This is a genomic window from Sphingomonas paucimobilis NBRC 13935, from assembly GCF_000739895.2.
GTDB lineage: Bacteria > Pseudomonadota > Alphaproteobacteria > Sphingomonadales > Sphingomonadaceae > Sphingomonas > Sphingomonas paucimobilis.
Window position 1 is genome coordinate 23,567 of sequence record NZ_BBJS01000010.1, and the last position, 16,722, is coordinate 40,288.

Below are 16,722 nucleotides of genomic sequence, written 5' to 3' on the forward strand. Positions count from 1 at the left end.
GAGCAGCGCTGCTCGCACGCCGGGGTCGCGCGGACCAGCCGCCCGCCCATCACCGGGCACCCCGCATGAGCGAGCCGGTCACGCTGTCGCCGCGCCAGCGCGAATGCCTGCGACTGATCTGGTCGCGGCGCGCCACGTCGAAGGAGATCGCGGCGGAGCTGGGGATCAGCAAGTCGACGGTGGACAAGTATATCGCCGAGGCGATCGAGCTGACCGGCGCGCGCGATCGGCGCCAGGCGGCCGCGATGGTCTTTGGCGAAACCCCGATTTTGCAGGGGGAAGGGCGGGAGATCGCCCCCGTCGAAACACCCCCTGCAGAATCGCACTCCCATTCTGCATGGGTATCGGCGCCGGCCGCCGCCACCCTAACCCATGACCGGTCGATCGAAGGGGTCCCGTTCTGGCCATCTTCGGGAGAAAGGCGGCGCCTCAACACGCTTTCGCTGTTGCAGACGCTGGGTCGGATCGGACTGATCGCGGTGGCATCGCTCGCTGCCCTGGCGCTGGCTATGGCGCTGGGTAGCGGACTTCCCTCCGTCGCAAAGCCGGTGCTTCGCGCCTTCGATCGACTCACGGGATAATCGCGGGGGCCTCCCCCGCACGGGAGGTCGATATGGCGAGCATGGAAACGAGGATCGGCGTGGCGCAGGCCGTGGGCCTGCCGCTGATGCGGGCGGAAAAGCTGCTGGACGAGGCGTTCGTCCTGCTGGCGCAGGCATCGGCCGCCGCGGTTGAGGGTCGCCGCTCGGCGCGCCTGCCGTTGCACGCCGGGCATGATGCCATCGACCAGGTAGTTGCGGCGCAACAGACGCTGATGGTGGCGCGCAAGGCTGTCCACACGGCGCATTATGGCTTCCGCGACATCGCCGATGGCATGGCGGTGCCGGCGCGCGCGTATGGCGACCATGGCGACACGCCGCGCGAGAACGTCATTCCGGTGGTGCCGGGCAATGCCGGCGCGCATCTGGCGATCGTTCAGGATGTGGCCTGACCCGGCCGGGTTGACGCGGTGCCGTCCGGAGCCCGATGGGGTGGCGTATGAGCCTCTTCCTCTTTCTCGGGGTGATGACCCTGTGCTGCGCCTATGCGCTGGCACGGGGCGGACCGCCCGAGCGGGCCTCGGCGCTGTTGCAGCTCGGCGCCTTCGCGTCGGACGAAGCGGTGCATCGGCTGGTCGACGGGCGCGCGTACACGGCGCTGGCGGCGGGATCGGCGCTGGTCGACCTGTCGTTGCTGGTGGCGCTGACCGTGCTGGCGTCGCGGTCGACGCGGCATTGGCCTTTGTGGGTCGCGGGTTGGCAGTTGGCGGCGATCGTCGCGCACCTGGCCAAGCTGCTGGATCCAGCGATGCAGGCGACGGGGTACGCGATCCAGTTGCAGATCTGGGCCTATCCCATGCTGCTGGCGACGGCGGCCGGTGCCTGGCGGTATCAGACGCGGCGATCGGCCGGGCTGATCGAGCCGGACTGGAAGACGCTGGACGGGCGGCCGATCGTCGCCTGACCGGGTGCCGCCCGTGATCCGGGCGGAGCGCAAGCGGATGGCGGCGGAGATCTTCATCGAGCGGCGCGACCGGGACGCGGTGTTCGTCGAGGTCGAGGGCGGCTTTGGCGAACCGGCCTGGGACATGCTGCTGATCCTCTACATCGTCGATGCGGAGGGCAAGGTGGCGACGCGCCAGGAGTTGCTGGTCGCGGCCCATGTCGAGCGCGAGATCGCCGAGCCCTATATCGGCTGGCTGATTTCCAAGGGGCTGGCGGGGTTCGGTGACGAGGAGGGGACCGTCCGTTTGCTCGATGCCGGTCGGACGATGATGGACGCCTATCTCGATCGGCGCGGTATGCGCGGCCATGACAAGAAATTCATGCATTAACCGGCACTTGTCGGGGCAGGGCGGCGGCCGCCATCCCAATTAAGTACTGTATGATTTTGCAGGGGTGACGGTTTTCCGCCGTTTTTGCGCGTCGTCGCGGCGATGCACCCATAATGGTGATAGTTGTCTTTGATCTGAATGGGATCGGCCGGAAATCGTATGTCGATCGGCAACAATTCTTGGGGGTGGGGATGGAAACAGAGGCGAAGAAGGGCGGGCGCAAGCTCGGTCGTCTGGGATGCGGTGTGGCGCTTGGCGTCATGGTGCTGATCGGGGTGATCGGGGCGCTGGCGGACGGCGATGCGGGGGCGGGGAATAGCTCCGCCTCGTCGGGCACGACAGCTCCAGCGAAGGCCGATGCAACTGCCGAAGCGCGACAGGCCTTCGTCGCCAATTACAAGGCTGTCATCGCCGCCGCGAAGCCCTGCGATGCGATGATGGGCGGCATAGAGGAGGCCGCCAAGTCGGGATCTCCGCTGACCCTTTATCAGGCCGCGAAGGCGGGCCAGGAAGCGTGCGAGGGCAGTTGGACAAAAATCAGAGCGATCGAACCGGCGGATCTGCCGGACGCTGCGGCGGATAAGGAGAAGGCCGCGCTAAAGACGTGCAGCGGCGCCTATTTCCTGCGCCAACGCGCCATGGAGACGGCGATGGAGATCGCGGACGGTGATGCCAAGCCGTCGAAGCTGTCGACCTTTCAGGAGGATATGCGCGATGGCCAGGCCGCCGTCATGATGTGCGTGGCGCAGTATATCGAGGCGAGCGAACCGGCAGGCGTTAAGCTGGATCAGATGAAGATTTAAACATCATGTGGTTTTCGATACTCACCGAAGGGCGCATATAATGAGCGTCGGGCAATTGCTATCGGACCCTACAAGCTTTTGGTTGCTCAAAGCCGCTGACTTTTGGGTTGGGGCAGTTGGGTTCTTAATAACCGCCGTCACGTTTTTCCTTGGCTGGTATAAGCTAACCAAAGTTCAATCTGAGGTTAAAGCGGTAAAGTCTCGGATTGCACATTATGACGCTATCTTCGAGTCGAACGGAATGGCCGCAAAATATCAAGAAATGATGGGTAAGCTAGATGAGGCTGATGTCGATTGGAAAATGATCGCGAGCATCATGACTTCGATTAAAATTGATAGTGTAGGCATAGAACTAACTCTCAAAGAGGCTGACAAAGTCGATCTTGGAGAGGAGGTTCGAAAAAATTCAATCAAGCTGGAAAAGATAATATCTGGTATCGAAAACTCGGTAACCGGAAATGGCGTTTTGCCTGATAAAGCGTATGTTCAAAAAACAATCCGGTCTGGACGCGAGATAGTCGGGAAATCTCTGCGCGTTTTCAAGGAGTTGGTTCAATGAGCGAAGAGCAATCAGGAAAAAATCGGCTTCTAGTCGCTAGGCTTTTTAAGAAGACCCAAGAAAAAAGCGTAGCTTGGTTGCTCAATGGGAACAGAGACCCCATGGCGGAGCTTGGCGCGTACAGAATAACTCTTGATACCTCTTTCAGTGGTAGCGGTATGGTCGAAAACCTGTACATATTTAGCTTGCAGGGGGAGTTGATTGAGCATTTAACTGACGAGTCTTTGGATGAAGTTTCAACCGCACCCTTTGGGTACGAAAGCTATTATTCCCTAATGTCTAAACTACGTGAAATGGCTTTTCGTCAGGCGGTTGGTGCTGATACCGCCGTTGACGACATACTGGACTTCCTAAAATGACAAGCCATGTAGCTATGTCGAATATCTCATCCGCCTCGATTGTGTCTCACGTTTCCGGCTTTTTTTATGACTGATGAAAGTTGGAAAGACGGCTCAGGTCAGTTTCATATTGACACGGCTCTCATCGAAAAGTGGTTTGAAATCCCTGCAGACCAGGCGGTTGAAATCGAGCTCCCTCGGGTTTCACTTGATATGCTTTATGTAGCTATCGAAAAGCCATATTTTGCCTTAGCCGCACTCGTAAGAGCTATGAATGCGCAGAGGGCTGGGGATCAGCTAGAAATCGATGCGGCATTCGTTGATCTTCAAGCAGAGGTCAATAATGGCCTTAACAGTCTAAAACATTTTCAAACCATCATAATGGCAACTGCAACCAATACACCTCTTGATAATAACGGTCGGGTCATTGAGCGGGGTGATAGCAATGGAGAATGAAAATCGCCCATCCTATGACAGCGTAGTGCGGTTTGATTTCCAAGCTCGGTCTCGCGTTGTGGACCAACAGACTGATCAACCGCCCTTGAAAGGGGGCGGCGGGGATGGCACATTCGATGCCATGCAGGAACGCGTTACCCGTCTGGAAAAACACGTCGACCAGCTTGTTAAGGACGTAGGCGAGGTTCGTATCGATCTTGCGACGATCAAAGAGAATGTCCGCCATCTTCCCGGTAAAACGTGGATGTTCACGACATTGGCGGCCATGCTGACCGCCCTTGCCGCGATCGTGACGGTGATAACACGGCTGGTGCCAGGCCACTGAGCCCAGATATCATCCTTGTTCTAATTTAACTTGCGTTCGGAAGCCGCCATCACCCAAGCTGTGTGACACTTCGGTCACAAGCCAATCCACCGCATCGATCTGGGTCTTGAAGCCACTGACCTTGGCCTTCTGCTCCGGCCCCAGATCGGCGCGACCCAGCGCCAGGTTGATGGAGAAGCTGACCGGTTCGCGCGCGGCGCGGCCCTGGGCCGCCTTGGCGGCCTGTTGTGCGGCCTCCTCGGTCGCATAGACGCGGGACAGGCGGCGGGCGCCGTCCTTCTTGCCGCTGACGAAGGTCTCGCGCTTGCCGGTCGCGCGGTTGTGCCAGGTGGCCTGGACCCCCTCGGCATCGTCGCGCTTCTGGCGGCTGAACTGGTGGGCATCGCCGGAGGCTTTGACGATGGTGATCGAGGGCAGGGTCTTGCCCGAGGGGGACAGGCCATCGCCGACCGGCTTGAAGATCAGCGCGCCGGCCTTCACGGTCGCGACCGCGTCATATTCGCGCCCCAGGCGGCGTAGGAAGGCCAGATCGCTTTCCCGGCTTTGTGCCTTGGCCTGGACCGCGATCGACGCCAGAACGGCCGCGCAGCGGGCCTGATAGCCGTGGCGCTGTGCGATCTCGGTAATGATCGCGCCGATGGTGGTGGCATTGTGTCCCTTTTCCCGCCGTTGTTTCAGGCCGGCGGTGAAGTCCGCGGCCTTGGCGCGGATGGTCAGCGCGGGGGGCGATCCGCCATGGTCGATCGTCTCGACGTGAAACTCCCCCTTGTCGACCAGGCCGGGGGTGACGCCGGTTCCCTGACGCCAGCCGAGCGAGACGCGGATCTTGGCGCCGGTCGGGGGCAGGTCGAGCGCATCGTCGCTATCGTCGAGGACCAGGTCGAAGGTGTCGGCTTCCTCGCCTCGCTTTTCGGAGATCCCCATGGAGATCAGGCGGGGGCGGGTGCGACCACCGGGCAACGCGACGCGGCCGCGCAGGATCTGGGTAATGTCGCGGCCGTCGACGGTGACGCGGAAATCGGGGATGGGCTGGATCATGCGGCGTCCTGGTCGACGCGGAGCAGCTCGATCGCGAAGTCGATCTGGCGCGGGGTGCCATCTGGCCAGAAATGCTTGAGCGTCTCGGTCAGGCCGGTGATGACGAAGGCGCCGTAGACATAGCCGCGCCCGTCGACCAGCGGCCATGCGTCGCCGGTGCCCGCCATGCGGCGAATCTCGTTGAGCGAGATCTCGCCATCGGCGATCTCGGTAAAGACCGCACCGGGAAGGGAGATGGTTTCGTCACCGGGGCCGGTGAACTGGCTGGCGTCGCGCGCGCCGATGCGGGTGGCGGTTGCGTGGCGCCAGCTCGACTTCCGCTGGATCTCATCGAACGCCAGCGTATCGATGCCGAAGGCGAAGAGCCCGAGGGATAGCAGCATCGGCGGTTACTCCCAATCGGGCCGGTCGCCGAAGCTGGGGGAGCCGGCGCCAGGCGCGGCGATCCCCAGCTCGCGTAGCTTGCGCGCCACCATTTCGGCGATGGCTTCCTCGCTTTGACCAGGCGCAGCGTTGATCACGAAGGTGATGGGTGGCAGGCCGGCCGCGATCGGCGTGGCGCCGCGACCACCGGCGCCGCCAGTTCCGGGCGCGGCCATGGCCATCGCCGGCAGGGCGGAGCCGGTGACGATCGCGGCGGACAAGCGGCGGGACAGGCTGTCCATGCGCTTGACCGGCTCCGATTCCTGCGCGGCGATGCCGGCGGACAGGCCGCCAACGATATGGCCGCCGATCGCCGCGAAGACGCGGCTTGGCGAATGGATGTCGAGTTTCTTGCGGGTGGCGGCCGGCATCATGACGGCGACGGCGTTGACGACGCCGCGCAGGCCGGGGACGCTGGACAGGATGCCGTTGACCAGGCCGGCGATCATCTGGCGCCCGATGGTCGAGAAGCGATCGGGCAGGGTGGCAAACCAGTTGATCGCGGACAAAGCGTGCCCCTTGATCGCAGTCCACTGCGCACCGAACCAGCCGGAGATGGCGCCCCATTTCGCATAGATGAGATAGGCCGCCGCGCCGAGCGCGACGATCCCGCCCACCACCAGGGCGGCTATCCCGACCACCGGCCACAGGCCGATGCCGAGGGCCCCGGCCGCGAAGCTGAGCGCGGCAAAGGGGGCGATGAGACCCGCGACGACGATGGCGCCGCCCCCGAGGATCAGGAACAGGGTGGCGAAGGTCGCGGCGCCGAGGGCGATAGCCCTGGTCAGGGTGGGATGGCGGCGGGCGGCGTCGCCGATCCAGGTGGCGAAATTGTTGAGCGTGGCCAGGCCGGAATTGACCGTGGGTAGAAGCTGAGACCCCAGCGTGATCGCCAGGGTGGCGGCGTTCGTCTTGAGCGCATTACTCTGTGCCGCCGAGTCCTTCATCCGCTCGGCAAAGTCGCGATCGGTGGTCCCGTCCGACTTCATCGCGTCGCTGCGGATCTTGCGGAACAGCGCCATGTTCTGGATCAGCGGGCGCAGGCCCTGCTGGACCTGGCTATCCTCGAACAGATAGCCGAGCTTCGACAGGTCGCCTTTCAGCGTCTTGTTGGTGATCTCGGCGATGGCCTCCAGTGGCGTCTTGCCCTCCTGGTAGGCCTTCTTCAGGGCATTGGGCAGGTTGACGCCCATCTTTTCGAACGCCTTGTTGGTCGCCGGCGATGCGATCTTTTGCAGGACATTGGCCAGGTTGGTCCCGGCGCTGGCGCTATCCCCGGCGCCCTTGCGCGCGATCTGGAGCCCGGCCGCGAGATCCGCGACGGCGCCGGCGCCCTTTTGACCCAGCGCCTGGTAGGAGGCGGTCAGCGAGGGAAAGACGCCCGCCATGTCCTTGATTTCGAATGCGCCCGCCTTTCCGGCCGCCGCCATGATGTCGATCACGCGCTGGGTCTGCGCGATCGGGACCTTGAGGTTGTCGGTCGCGGCAAAGCTGGCGTTCGACAGATCCGCGATCTCCGCTTTGTACGCGGTCGCGGCGCGGCCGATCGGCGTCATCATCGCCACCGCGTCGGGGACGCTGGCGCCCATGCCCGCCAGCGCGTCGACGCCGGCCTGCATGTCGGCGGGCATCTGGTTGGCGGCGCGGGCGGCGATCAACAGGCCCTTGCCGAGCGCCTCGGTCTTAGGCCGGGACAGATCCGCCTTCTGACCGATATCGGTCATGGTCGATTCGTAGTCCTGCGCGGCCCTCACGCCGGCGATGATCGGCGCGGCCATCGCCATCCCGGTGCCGATCGAGGCGGCACCGCCCGCCGCCAGGCCGGTGGCCATGCCCTGCGCCCGCGAAAAGCGGGCGCGGCCGGCGGCCATGCGGCGTTCGCGGTCCGCAGTGCGCGCCAGGCGGCGTTCCTGGTCGTTCAGTTCCTGGTTGGTCCCCTCGACCTGGCGGCGCAGTTCGCGTTCGTGGCGGGCCAGATCGGTGGTCGCGATCCCGGCATCGCGCAGGCGGGTGCGCAGGTCGCCGAGCTGGCGCGTCTCCTGCGCATGCTGGCGTTCCAGCCGCTCTGCCTCCTGCTTCGCGCGCTGGAAATCGCGGGTCATGGCGCGGGTCGGGTTCTGGGTCTGCCCCATGGCGCGACCCAGCTCGGTCACGCGCTGGCGCGCGGTCTGCAACTCCGCCTCGGTCGAGCGCAGGCCGATCTTCAGCGCGCGGAAGCCTGCGATATCGCCCTGGGCGCGTTGCAGCTCCGCCAGCCGATCGCGGGTGGTCTTCAATGCGCGCGACGCCGCGCTCGACCCGCCGGCGATATCGCGCAGCGGGCGGGTGGCGCGGTCGCCGGCCTCGATCAACAGGCGGAGGCGGAGGTTACGATCCATGACGTTCCGGGTCGTGACGGCGGGCGGCCTCGCCACGCCAGATCATCAGGTCCGCCACCGACATCCGTTCGAGCTTGTCGAGCGTCCAGCCGAAGACGAAAGCGATATCGCCCATGGGGTCTTCTACCCGCGCTGGAAGAGCGCCTCCCGTGCTGCACTCGTCAGCAAAAAATTGGCGATCTCCCCGGCGATCTGGGTCACATCGGCGGGATCGAGCGCAGCAAAGATATGCGGGACAAGCGGCGGGGTGGTGATGCGCGGCGCGACCATCGCGATCTGGTCATATTCCATACGAACCAGGCCGCCGAGATTGGCTCCTCGCAATGCCCCGCCACGCGGGCGGCGCAGCGTGATAACGGTGCCCTTTGGCAAGAGGACTTGACCGTCCTCGGTCGCGGCGTCTTCCTCAAGCGTGATGGTTTCGGTGTTCTTCGCTTCGGTCATGAGATGGGTCCGGTTGCTATGGGGCCGGCCGCTGGCGTTGCCGGCCCCGGAAGGCGATCGTCAGATCAGGAAAGGCCCAGGGCGTCGCGATGGCCGGCCATCAGGTCGACGCCGCCCACGATCTCGACCATCCCGAGGATGTCGATCTCGACATCGGTGACGCCGTCCCACTCCTCCTTGTAGTAGACGCAGTCGGAGATGACCTTGAAGCTGCCGCTTTCACCCGGCTTCTGCTCGCCACGGTCGATCTCGCGATGCCGGCCGCGCAGCGTGATCTCGCAACTATGGATCTGACCGGTGCTGTCGTCCTGATAGGAGCCGGCAAAGCGGATCTGGACGCCGCTCATGCTCGGCAGGCCATATTGGCGGATGATTTCACGGATCGGACCGCCATAGCTGTGCTCGACCGTCAGATCGTCACCGCCACCCAGATCGATCGGAGCCGGGCGATTGAGCGCCCCGCCGCGCCACTTTTCGAGCTTACGCTCCAGCTTGGGCAGGGTCACGCTTTCGGTATCGGCGGCATAACCAACGCCGTCGATGAACATCATCATCTGTTTCAGTTTGCGGGGGAAAGACATGGGCTATCCTTCAAGGGACCGTGGGGATGCGATCAGGCCGCGACCGAGAGGGCCGCGAAGTCGAGCAGGAATTCGTCGGTGATCTCCTGCTCGATCCCGAGATTTTCGAGCGGCGGGACGGGGGTGTAGCGGAAGCCGATCAGCAGCTTGCCGGCCTTCAGGTTTGCCGCCGGGTTCTTGGCGGGATCGAAGCTGGCGACCGCGCCAAGGATCCGTCCGGCGCGCTTCTCCGCGCGGAACAGTTCGTTGATCTGCTCGACAATGTCCTTCACCAGGCTCGGTAGGAGCGGCTTGTCGAGCGCCCATACCAGGCCGGTCGCGATGCTGTCCGCCAGGATCTGTGCGGTGCGGACCGCGCTCTCGAAGGCGAAGTCGCTATCCGTCACCGCGCAGGTGCGGTTGCCCCAGAAGCGCAGGGCGCCACCGATGCGCACCACCGTGACCAGCTCGGAGGCGTTGAGGACGTTGGCGTCGCAGGTTTCGTCCTGGAGGTCGAAGGTCACATCGTCGGTCAGGCCGTCGAGATCGTTGAGCGCGACATTGGACAGGGTCTTGTGCCAGCCCTGCGCGGCATCGATGGCGGCGCGGGCCCCCATGGCAACGGCCGCGACCGGGACGGCGATCGAGGCGCCGGCCGCGCCGTAAGGGGCGGTGACGCCAGGCCACAACAGGGTCAGCTCGCGCGCATCGGGGAACAGCGCCCGGTGGGCGATGGCGGCGCCACGATCGAGGCCAAGCGCCTTGGCATAGACGCGGGCGCGCAGCTTCTTGGCGACCGCGATCAGGGCGGTGGTCACCGCCTGCGATTCGAGGCCGGGGGCGCCGAGAATGCGCGGCTGGACGTTGAGCTGCGCCGGTGCGGTCAATAGCGCCTGCATCCCGCTCTTCACGCCGGCGACATCGGCGCCGATGATCGCGGCGGTGGTGGCGGCGGCATCGGCACCAGGCGCGACGCGCACGACGACGACGGTCGTGTCCGCCTGCCCGGCGATGGCGCGCAGCGCGGCCTGGAGCGTGCCGGTCGCGCCGGCCTTTGCCATCGCGTCCTGAAGGTTGGTCACCTTGACCACGGTGTCGAGCGGGAAGGCAGTGGCATCGGCGGCCGGCGCGGTCGCGACCAGGCCGATGACGGCGGTCGAGACGGTGGCGATCCCGCGCGCCTGGCGCGTCACCTCGCGAACGTTGATGCCGTGGAGAAAGCTCATGAGGGGGCCCTTTGCGAAAGCGCGGACAGCGCGCGGATGGTCGAGATGACAGAGAAGCCGGGGCGGCCGGGCACATCGGTGCGGGTGCCGGTGATGGTCAGCACCGCCGAATGGGCGGAGGCGCCCGGCGACAGGGTGATGCGACGCACGCGGGCGCGCCCCTCCTGGCGCATCAGCGCCAGCGCAGCGGCGGCTATGACGCGCAATCGCCCCAGATCGTTGTTCGGCTGGTCGAGCTGCTCGGGGACCAGACTGCCATAGTCGCGCCGGCCGATGCGGGTGCCGAGGGGCGTCGACAGGATATCGTCGATCGACTGGAGCAGATGATCGGCGCCGGCGATCGGGCGGCCGGTGTGGCGATCCATGCCGTTCACTGCGGCGGACCCGAAATCGCGGTGCCGGCCTGCACCTTCGTATGGAGGTGGCTTTTCAGGCTCTTGCCGCCGCCCACGACATCCTCGCTGGCGGTCAGCTTGCCGGTGATGTCGACGGGGCCCTCGACCGACAGCGGCCCTTTGAGCGACAGCCCGCCGTCCGCGACGATCGCGGCGGCCCCGCCGGCGGGGAGGGCGATGGTCAGGCGATGGGTTTGCGGGTCATAGGCCAGGCGCGCGCCGTCATCGAATTCGATCGCCGCGCCAGGGCCGCGACCGATATGCGGCCGTGCGTCGCTGGCCAGGCCACCGATGACCAGGCCGCGCGCCGCATCGCCCTCAGGCGCGAGGACCAGGACCTGTTCCCCGATCGCGGGCGGAAGCCAGATCCGCGCGGCGCCCATGCGGGGGGAGAGGAAGGGGATATCGCCGGTGGTCAGATCGTCCGCGAAGGCGACGGTGCAGGTGCCCGCGTCATGGTCGACCGACGCGACCAGCCCTTCGCGCAGGAGATCGCCCACGAGGCGTTGGATATCGGCGGGATCGGCCATGACCGCGACCATGCGCCCCGCGCCAATGTTGGCGAGCCCCGCCTCTTGTAGAGAGGGTCTCTACAAGAGGCGGACGGATTCAGGCCAGGCGGGCGCGGTTGTAGCGCTCTTCGTCCTGATGCAGCTTGAGCGGATCGAGCGCCGTCTGTCCGGGCCATTTGGTGAAGGTGCGGCTGAAGCGCGGGAATATCGCGTTGGCTGCGCCATATCCCGCCATGCCGTTGAAATACATCGGACGGTTATTTTCCACCCAGGCGCTGGGCTTGCGATGCGCGACGGCCGCGCCGATCTCGACCCCGTCGCAGAACAGGCGCGAGGTGGCGGTATCGGCGGTCGTGTCGAACGCTAGGTGATGACCGATGTGCACCAGCGTCCCCACCGCGCGGGCCGGGGCGCGGACGCCGGTTGTCCATTCGACCACCTCGCGCGTGGCGTGATCGATGGCGAGTCCATAGTCGATGTCGATGCCCGAACCCCGACCGAGCAACCCTTGCTGATACTGGACCGGCTCGGCCGCCATGAAGAACCAGAGGTCGATATAGAAGTCGCGGAACGCTTCGCTCTTGGGGTTCATGACCTTGCCGTCGTCGATGCCGGCTTTGGCCAGGACATAGACCGTCGCACCGTTGCGCGACCCGCCGCGATAGCCGCGTGCATCGGCGGGCCACGGGTCACCGCCGCCCTCGACCAGGCGCAGCGATACCGCCAGGTCGCGCCCCAGGACCGGGGATTTGTTGAGCGCCAGATTGGCGAAACTCAGGACCGGTTGCGCCGCGCCCGCGACGGGGAGCGCTCCGCCCCATTGGACGGACGTGCGCCAGTCGTGACAGAAATCGGTCGTTCCTTTCGCCTGAGCGGCGGGATCGTCGCAGAAAAGGGGGGCGAGGTTATCGGCCGCCGCATAGGCGAGGCGGGTGACTTGGGTGGTGTCTGCCATGATGGTTCCTTACAGCGAGAGCGACTGGAGGCCGCGAAGCACGAGGGGAGCGAAGGCCGCGCCGATATAGTCGTGACCGACCTGGGGCGGGTGGGCCTGATCGCCGGCGATCCATTCCACTGTCGCATCGGGCACGACCATCATCGCGGTCGGGGCCCGCGTTTCGACGAAGAAGGATCGCTTACCCTGCGGGTCCTCGGCCGCACACACGGCGTCGAAACCAGCGCGCACGGCGGCCGATTGTGCATCGGATGGCGCGTTGCCAGGCGCGCGCAGGATACCGGTCTGCACCATCACGGCATCGCCGGGCAGGCGTGCGAAAGCTTCGGTCCAATAGGCGGTAACGGCGGCCTGGATCTCCGCCTCGCTCCGACCCGCATCATTGATGCTGGCCTGGGTCAAAAAGATCAGCGGCTGATGCGCCGGGGGCAGGTTCGCGGCGATCTCGCCAAGGCGCTGACCATACCGGACATCGCCGTTGATGAAGCCAGTTCCGCCCATCGTGTTGAGCCACACGTCCTCGATGCCGAGCATGTCCGCCATGCGGTGGGCCCACACCCCTTGCGGGTAATCGGGAAAGACCTGGCCATAGCTGTCCTGCATGACCATGAGGCGCGGCCCGGCGACTGGCCAGGGCCGCACGGTGCTGCCCTTCGGGACCCGCAGGTCGGCAAACTGGACCAGGCCGGCGCCCATGCAGATCTCGATGCGACGCATGCGGCGGGTTGTATGACCGATGAAACCATCGGCACCGCTGAGCTTGATGGTCGCACCCGTACCGGTGCCCCCCGTGGCGGCGACCGCGTCGGACGAAAGCGCGGTCAGCGTTCCCCAGGCTTTCACCCGCAGGCCCGAGGCGCGGAGCGCGCCATCGGCGTTGACCGAGGTGACTTCCAAGCGCAGCGGATCGCCCGCGGTGCCCGCGACGGTCAGAACGTCGCCTTCCGCATAGCCCGATCCCCCCGCCGTCACCGTGTAGGTCGGGCGGATGGTGCGGGTGTCTGCACCGAAGTCGATGCACATGATCGGCCAATCGTCCTCGCCATCGCCGAGGTCGAGGGTTCGCGATAGGGACACGGGTTGGCCATCGACCAGCACCCGGGCCTGTCCCGTGTAGCCGTACCGCACATCGATACGCGGGGCGTCGGTGACGAAGCGGATGGAAAAGTGGGGCGCGTAGATCGACCCGTCCGCCGCCTTGATCCACCCGCCCGCCACCATTTCGTTGTTGGGATAGTCGCTGTTGCGATGGACCAGCGGAAGGGATGCGGTCAGGCGGGGATCGTCATAGCGCAGGATCTCGGCGGACGCGGCGGGGGTCAGCGGTTTGGTTAATGTCCGCCGAACCACCTTCGGCGGATTGGGGTGGAGGGCGGCCGCATCGCGCAGACGAAGTCCACGCAGCTCGGCGATCTTCGCTGCCCAAGCGGCATTGCCGCCACCCGTTTCGACATCCTGCGCAGGGTAGTTGCCGAACAGCACATGCTTGCCGCGCACGACGCGGCCGTTGACGTCGACGGTGCAGGTGATCCAGCCGCCCTTGCGCGCGATCGTCTCGACGCCTTCGCCTCCGCCCTCCAGCACGAGAATGCGCCTTTCCAGAGCAGAGCGCCCGCCGTCATAATTGCTGAGGACCGGGTGATAGCCCGACACGACGCGGTTGTTGCTGTCGACCACCACTTCCTGCCAGCCGGCACGAACCGGTTCGATGCCGATCGCCACCACCAGGCGCGCCACGGCGCCATCGACCAAGCCCCCGATGCGGGCCGCCTTGGTCGCGCCATCGGCCCCGACCACCGGGACGAGTTCGGTCCCTGCGGGGTTGGCGAGTTGGGGGAGTTCGGAGATCTTGGCCATCGCGGATCCTTATCGACCGACCGCGATCCAGCGGATCGCGTCGATATTGGCGCTGTCGCTCGCCTGTTTCTGAACGAAGGCGGTGAAGGTGGCGGCGGAGAGGGCGCGCTCCTGGACGTAGCTGTCGCACTCAATCCGGCCACTGGTGTTGATCGCGATCCCGACCGCGATCAGGCAAGCATTGGGAAATGGGGTCGCGAAATTGATGGCGACGGAGCCTTCCCCGTGCGGCCCCTGGGTCACGCCGGTCTTGACGAAGACGCCGGGCGTCATCTGGAATTCGCCATTGGTCGCGATCGTCCCCGCCAGCGCCGCCAGCCCGGCCGGGGTGATCGCGACATCGCCGCGCGTTCCCGCCCGCACCTCGGCACCGCTGGCGGCGTCGACCGTCAAGGTGCGATTGGCGGTCAGGTCGCCACCGCCCTTGACCAGGCCGGAACCATAGATGGTTCGCGCGGTGAGTCCTGCCAGCGCCTGGCTAACGGCGTCGATCGCGGCGGTGATCATCGCCTTGACCACCGCGCCAGTGGTCACGCGGGTCGTATCGCCGGCGTCGGCTTCCGCCAGCGTGGCCAGCTCGACGACGCCTTTCCGTGCCTCGGTGCCCGGCGGGTTGAGGAAGTTGGTCGAGCCGAAGGTAATGTTTTCGACGCCGGCGACCGGGAACGCGATATCGATCGCCAGCGCCAGCATCGAGCCGACCGACTTCTCCGCGATCGGCGTCGGCTGCGCATAGACCGCAAACAGGGTCCCGTCCGCCAGGAACAGCCCGAACCCGCGCACCGAATAGGTCACCGCCTCATCATCGGTGACGGTCATGTGAACGATGTTCTGCGCCTCGACCGAGCCCGACACGGTCGCCAGCCGCTTGAATTCACCGGGCAGTGCGGTGAGCGTCGGGGCGGCGACGAAGTTGGTCGCGGTCAGCCCGACGCGGGCGATGGTCAGATCGATATCGTCGCTCGCTTGCGCGGCGGTGAAGCGACCGAGCCCGGCCGTGGTCATGGTGAGTTTGAGCGCGGTCATAGGCGGGTGTCCAGAAAGGTGCCGTCGTTGGACTGGAGCGGTTCGCCATCCTCGGTCTGAAGATAGGCGATCCAGTCGGGCGACTGGTCGATCACCAGGTCGGCATCGTTGCGGGTGTAAGCGACGGCACGGGCGACGCCGGTGATCCCGATCGCGCCGGACGTTCGGATCTCCTGGACCAGCCGCATATGTTCGCGCAGCGGCTTCACGCGCGCGATCTCCCGAATGATCGCATCCGCGAAGGCCGCCGATGTGCGGCGCCCGCCGGGGGCGGTGCCATCGGGCAACACCATCGGCACGATCACGTCAAAGGTATGGGCCGGGCGCCGCGGATTGGCCTGATGCCATTCGATCAGGCGCGCGAGCTGGTCGAAGCGGGACAGAACATCTTCGACCGAGGCACGGGTCCCCTTTTTACGATGCATGGCGATCGATCCGGCTATGGCCGTCCGCTTGTCCGCCTCCGACCAGTCGGCATCCCAGGCGTCGACCGATTCTCCGTAAGCGAGCCATGGGAGCAGGAATGCCGGCGCGGTCATCGGATCGGCGACGGCGTCCGCCAGTGCGGCCGCATCGACCGGAGGTGGCATCGTAACGCCCGCCTCCAACGCCCGCTCCAGCGGCGTCGCGTTCGGAGGTAGGAGGCTATTCGTCATAGCCGGCATGGGTCACGGAGATGGCGGTGCAGCGCGCGGCCTGGGTCGGACCGCACACGATTTCGGCAATGGGCGCGTCGAGCACGACCCGTTGCACGCCCTCCACCGTCAGCGCGGCGGACAGACCCGATAGGGTGATGTTGCGCCCCAGCTTTCGCGAGCGCGACAGATAGGCATTCAGGCTGGCCAGGGCGGTAGCGAGGACCAGTGCCGCATCGGGGCCCGCAAAGGTCCAGATCCGGGCCGTCACGACGAAGGGGACCAAGCCGGCGCTGGCGACGGTGACCAGGTCACCAAGCGGCCGGATCTGCGGATCCGTGACGATCGCGCGAACGGCCGCCAGGAGATCCGCCGAGGCGGAGCCGTCGCCGTCACGAGAAAGAATGGAGATCAGCACTTCCCCCGGCGCCGGGGAAGTCGCGCTGGCGTCCAGCACCTGCGCGCTCGCATCCTTGGCGTGCGCGACGTAAGCCAGTTCGGGCCCGGCCGCCGCGAACTTCTCCGGACCCAGAACGATGCGGGCGCGCAGATCATCGTCGGCTTCCATGACGGCGGGGGCACCGGTTGCGTCGTTGGCGGCGATCAACGTCAGACGCGCCACGCCGATCGCCGCGCCGATATGATCGAGCGTCGCACCGGTCGCATAGGCGACCAGGCGTGCGACCAGGCGTTCGTTGAAATCCTGTTGGTCGAGCATCTGGACATAGGCGGCGACCTGAAGGACCTTGACCGCCGGGTCGCTGTCCACGGTCGCGTCGAAGCTGGGCAGGATCGCCTGGACACGCGCGATCATCCTGGCGAGGATCGTGTCATAGTCGACGGGCGCGATGATGATCGGGCGGTCCAGGCGCGACAGATCGACGGTGGTGGAGGAGTTGGCGGCCATCGCCGCCCATGT

23 protein-coding genes are annotated in these 16,722 nt (G+C 65.6%); 9 read left to right on the forward strand and 14 right to left on the reverse strand.

Features of this window, described 5'->3' with window-relative positions; all coding sequences use genetic code 11:
- The first annotated feature begins 65 nt into the window (after window positions 1-65).
- The 9 genes from SP6_RS02655 (at window position 66) to SP6_RS20750 (ending at window position 4,354) form a co-directional block, all read left to right on the forward strand.
- Window positions 66-581 carry a helix-turn-helix domain-containing protein gene (locus tag SP6_RS02655; protein WP_042468426.1) on the forward strand — a complete coding sequence of 172 codons (516 nt, stop codon included), beginning with the start codon at window positions 66-68 and terminating at the stop codon, window positions 579-581.
- A 32-nt stretch (window positions 582-613) separates the two neighbouring features.
- Window positions 614-991 carry a hypothetical protein gene (locus tag SP6_RS02660; protein ID WP_042468429.1) on the forward strand — a complete coding sequence of 126 codons (378 nt, stop codon included), beginning with the start codon at window positions 614-616 and terminating at the stop codon, window positions 989-991.
- A gap of 47 nt (window positions 992-1,038) precedes the next feature.
- Window positions 1,039-1,503 (forward strand): hypothetical protein, encoded by a 465-nt coding sequence (locus tag SP6_RS02665; RefSeq protein WP_042468430.1) that lies wholly within the window; start codon window positions 1,039-1,041, stop codon window positions 1,501-1,503.
- Window positions 1,504-1,516: 13 nt separating this feature from the next.
- Window positions 1,517-1,873, forward strand: a complete 357-nt coding sequence (locus tag SP6_RS02670; RefSeq protein ID WP_128130632.1) for a hypothetical protein — start codon at window positions 1,517-1,519, stop codon at window positions 1,871-1,873.
- Window positions 1,874-2,064: 191 nt separating this feature from the next.
- The gene (locus tag SP6_RS02675; RefSeq protein ID WP_128130631.1) at window positions 2,065-2,676 is read left to right on the forward strand and encodes a hypothetical protein; all 612 of its coding nucleotides are present in this window, start codon (window positions 2,065-2,067) and stop codon (window positions 2,674-2,676) included.
- Window positions 2,677-2,716: 40 nt separating this feature from the next.
- Window positions 2,717-3,235, forward strand: a complete 519-nt coding sequence (locus SP6_RS02680; RefSeq protein WP_042468434.1) for a hypothetical protein — start codon at window positions 2,717-2,719, stop codon at window positions 3,233-3,235.
- The gene (locus tag SP6_RS02685; RefSeq protein WP_128130630.1) at window positions 3,232-3,594 is read left to right on the forward strand and encodes a hypothetical protein; all 363 of its coding nucleotides are present in this window, start codon (window positions 3,232-3,234) and stop codon (window positions 3,592-3,594) included. The genes SP6_RS02680 and SP6_RS02685 overlap by 4 nt, the downstream gene beginning before the upstream one ends.
- A gap of 66 nt (window positions 3,595-3,660) precedes the next feature.
- Complete coding sequence (locus SP6_RS20745) at window positions 3,661-4,029, forward strand: hypothetical protein (RefSeq protein ID WP_128130629.1); 369 nt, start codon at window positions 3,661-3,663, stop codon at window positions 4,027-4,029.
- Complete coding sequence (locus SP6_RS20750; RefSeq protein ID WP_128130628.1) at window positions 4,019-4,354, forward strand: hypothetical protein; 336 nt, start codon at window positions 4,019-4,021, stop codon at window positions 4,352-4,354. Before SP6_RS20745 ends, SP6_RS20750 begins: the two co-directional genes overlap by 11 nt.
- Before the next feature lie 9 nt (window positions 4,355-4,363).
- Here the strand turns inward: SP6_RS20750 and SP6_RS02695 are convergent, their stop codons facing one another.
- From SP6_RS02695 to SP6_RS02760, 14 genes are all read right to left on the reverse strand, one after another.
- The gene (locus tag SP6_RS02695; RefSeq protein ID WP_042468440.1) at window positions 4,364-5,392 is read right to left on the reverse strand and encodes a contractile injection system protein, VgrG/Pvc8 family; all 1,029 of its coding nucleotides are present in this window, start codon (window positions 5,390-5,392) and stop codon (window positions 4,364-4,366) included.
- Window positions 5,389-5,775: a phage tail protein gene (locus SP6_RS02700; RefSeq protein ID WP_042468446.1), complete on the reverse strand. Its 387-nt coding sequence runs from the start codon at window positions 5,773-5,775 to the stop codon at window positions 5,389-5,391. Before SP6_RS02700 ends, SP6_RS02695 begins: the two co-directional genes overlap by 4 nt.
- Window positions 5,776-5,781: 6 nt before the next feature.
- Window positions 5,782-8,193, reverse strand: coding sequence for a phage tail tape measure protein (locus SP6_RS02705; RefSeq protein WP_042468447.1), 2,412 nt, complete (start codon window positions 8,191-8,193; stop codon window positions 5,782-5,784).
- Window positions 8,183-8,308: a GpE family phage tail protein gene (locus tag SP6_RS02710; protein WP_042468449.1), complete on the reverse strand. Its 126-nt coding sequence runs from the start codon at window positions 8,306-8,308 to the stop codon at window positions 8,183-8,185. Before SP6_RS02710 ends, SP6_RS02705 begins: the two co-directional genes overlap by 11 nt.
- An 8-nt stretch (window positions 8,309-8,316) precedes the next feature.
- On the reverse strand, window positions 8,317-8,637 hold the full coding sequence (locus tag SP6_RS02715) for a phage tail assembly protein (RefSeq protein WP_042468451.1): 321 nt from the start codon (window positions 8,635-8,637) through the stop codon (window positions 8,317-8,319).
- A 65-nt stretch (window positions 8,638-8,702) separates the two neighbouring features.
- Window positions 8,703-9,218, reverse strand: a complete 516-nt coding sequence (locus tag SP6_RS02720; RefSeq protein WP_042468454.1) for a phage major tail tube protein — start codon at window positions 9,216-9,218, stop codon at window positions 8,703-8,705.
- Window positions 9,219-9,250: 32 nt separating this feature from the next.
- On the reverse strand, window positions 9,251-10,423 hold the full coding sequence (locus SP6_RS02725) for a phage tail sheath subtilisin-like domain-containing protein (RefSeq protein WP_042468456.1): 1,173 nt from the start codon (window positions 10,421-10,423) through the stop codon (window positions 9,251-9,253).
- Window positions 10,420-10,788, reverse strand: a complete 369-nt coding sequence (locus SP6_RS02730) for a GPW/gp25 family protein (protein ID WP_045078029.1) — start codon at window positions 10,786-10,788, stop codon at window positions 10,420-10,422. The genes SP6_RS02725 and SP6_RS02730 overlap by 4 nt, the downstream gene beginning before the upstream one ends.
- A 5-nt stretch (window positions 10,789-10,793) precedes the next feature.
- The gene (locus tag SP6_RS02735) at window positions 10,794-11,360 is read right to left on the reverse strand and encodes a phage baseplate assembly protein V (RefSeq protein WP_227876657.1); all 567 of its coding nucleotides are present in this window, start codon (window positions 11,358-11,360) and stop codon (window positions 10,794-10,796) included.
- Window positions 11,361-11,427: 67 nt separating this feature from the next.
- On the reverse strand, window positions 11,428-12,285 hold the full coding sequence (locus SP6_RS02740) for a hypothetical protein (RefSeq protein ID WP_042468457.1): 858 nt from the start codon (window positions 12,283-12,285) through the stop codon (window positions 11,428-11,430).
- A gap of 9 nt (window positions 12,286-12,294) precedes the next feature.
- The gene (locus SP6_RS02745) at window positions 12,295-14,142 is read right to left on the reverse strand and encodes an SGNH/GDSL hydrolase family protein (RefSeq protein WP_042468459.1); all 1,848 of its coding nucleotides are present in this window, start codon (window positions 14,140-14,142) and stop codon (window positions 12,295-12,297) included.
- Window positions 14,143-14,151: 9 nt separating this feature from the next.
- Window positions 14,152-15,168 (reverse strand): gp53-like domain-containing protein, encoded by a 1,017-nt coding sequence (locus SP6_RS19950; protein ID WP_053003268.1) that lies wholly within the window; start codon window positions 15,166-15,168, stop codon window positions 14,152-14,154.
- Window positions 15,165-15,824 carry a phage tail protein I gene (locus SP6_RS02755; protein ID WP_042468461.1) on the reverse strand — a complete coding sequence of 220 codons (660 nt, stop codon included), beginning with the start codon at window positions 15,822-15,824 and terminating at the stop codon, window positions 15,165-15,167. Before SP6_RS02755 ends, SP6_RS19950 begins: the two co-directional genes overlap by 4 nt.
- A complete protein-coding gene (locus SP6_RS02760) occupies window positions 15,814-16,710 on the reverse strand; it encodes a baseplate assembly protein (RefSeq protein ID WP_042468463.1) in 897 nt (298 codons plus the stop codon). Before SP6_RS02760 ends, SP6_RS02755 begins: the two co-directional genes overlap by 11 nt.
- Between the last annotated feature and the right edge of the window lie 12 nt (window positions 16,711-16,722).

Coding starts and splice junctions, on each gene's coding strand:
- SP6_RS02705 (WP_042468447.1), bottom strand. CDS start 8,193: ATGGATCGTAACCTCCGCCTCCGCCTGTTGATCGAGGCCGGCGACCGC.
- SP6_RS20745 (WP_128130629.1), top strand. CDS start 3,661: ATGACTGATGAAAGTTGGAAAGACGGCTCAGGTCAGTTTCATATTGAC.
- SP6_RS02695 (WP_042468440.1), bottom strand. CDS start 5,392: ATGATCCAGCCCATCCCCGATTTCCGCGTCACCGTCGACGGCCGCGAC.
- SP6_RS02675 (WP_128130631.1), top strand. CDS start 2,065: ATGGAAACAGAGGCGAAGAAGGGCGGGCGCAAGCTCGGTCGTCTGGGA.
- SP6_RS02745 (WP_042468459.1), bottom strand. CDS start 14,142: ATGGCCAAGATCTCCGAACTCCCCCAACTCGCCAACCCCGCAGGGACC.
- SP6_RS02685 (WP_128130630.1), top strand. CDS start 3,232: ATGAGCGAAGAGCAATCAGGAAAAAATCGGCTTCTAGTCGCTAGGCTT.
- SP6_RS02755 (WP_042468461.1), bottom strand. CDS start 15,824: ATGACGAATAGCCTCCTACCTCCGAACGCGACGCCGCTGGAGCGGGCG.
- SP6_RS02655 (WP_042468426.1), top strand. CDS start 66: ATGAGCGAGCCGGTCACGCTGTCGCCGCGCCAGCGCGAATGCCTGCGA.
- SP6_RS02680 (WP_042468434.1), top strand. CDS start 2,717: ATGAGCGTCGGGCAATTGCTATCGGACCCTACAAGCTTTTGGTTGCTC.
- SP6_RS02660 (WP_042468429.1), top strand. CDS start 614: ATGGCGAGCATGGAAACGAGGATCGGCGTGGCGCAGGCCGTGGGCCTG.
- SP6_RS02725 (WP_042468456.1), bottom strand. CDS start 10,423: ATGAGCTTTCTCCACGGCATCAACGTTCGCGAGGTGACGCGCCAGGCG.
- SP6_RS02740 (WP_042468457.1), bottom strand. CDS start 12,285: ATGGCAGACACCACCCAAGTCACCCGCCTCGCCTATGCGGCGGCCGAT.
- SP6_RS02730 (WP_045078029.1), bottom strand. CDS start 10,788: ATGGATCGCCACACCGGCCGCCCGATCGCCGGCGCCGATCATCTGCTC.
- SP6_RS02735 (WP_227876657.1), bottom strand. CDS start 11,360: ATGGTCGCGGTCATGGCCGATCCCGCCGATATCCAACGCCTCGTGGGC.
- SP6_RS02715 (WP_042468451.1), bottom strand. CDS start 8,637: ATGACCGAAGCGAAGAACACCGAAACCATCACGCTTGAGGAAGACGCC.
- SP6_RS02760 (WP_042468463.1), bottom strand. CDS start 16,710: ATGGCCGCCAACTCCTCCACCACCGTCGATCTGTCGCGCCTGGACCGC.
- SP6_RS02700 (WP_042468446.1), bottom strand. CDS start 5,775: ATGCTGCTATCCCTCGGGCTCTTCGCCTTCGGCATCGATACGCTGGCG.
- SP6_RS02665 (WP_042468430.1), top strand. CDS start 1,039: ATGAGCCTCTTCCTCTTTCTCGGGGTGATGACCCTGTGCTGCGCCTAT.
- SP6_RS20750 (WP_128130628.1), top strand. CDS start 4,019: ATGGAGAATGAAAATCGCCCATCCTATGACAGCGTAGTGCGGTTTGAT.
- SP6_RS02710 (WP_042468449.1), bottom strand. CDS start 8,308: ATGGGCGATATCGCTTTCGTCTTCGGCTGGACGCTCGACAAGCTCGAA.
- SP6_RS02720 (WP_042468454.1), bottom strand. CDS start 9,218: ATGTCTTTCCCCCGCAAACTGAAACAGATGATGATGTTCATCGACGGC.
- SP6_RS19950 (WP_053003268.1), bottom strand. CDS start 15,168: ATGACCGCGCTCAAACTCACCATGACCACGGCCGGGCTCGGTCGCTTC.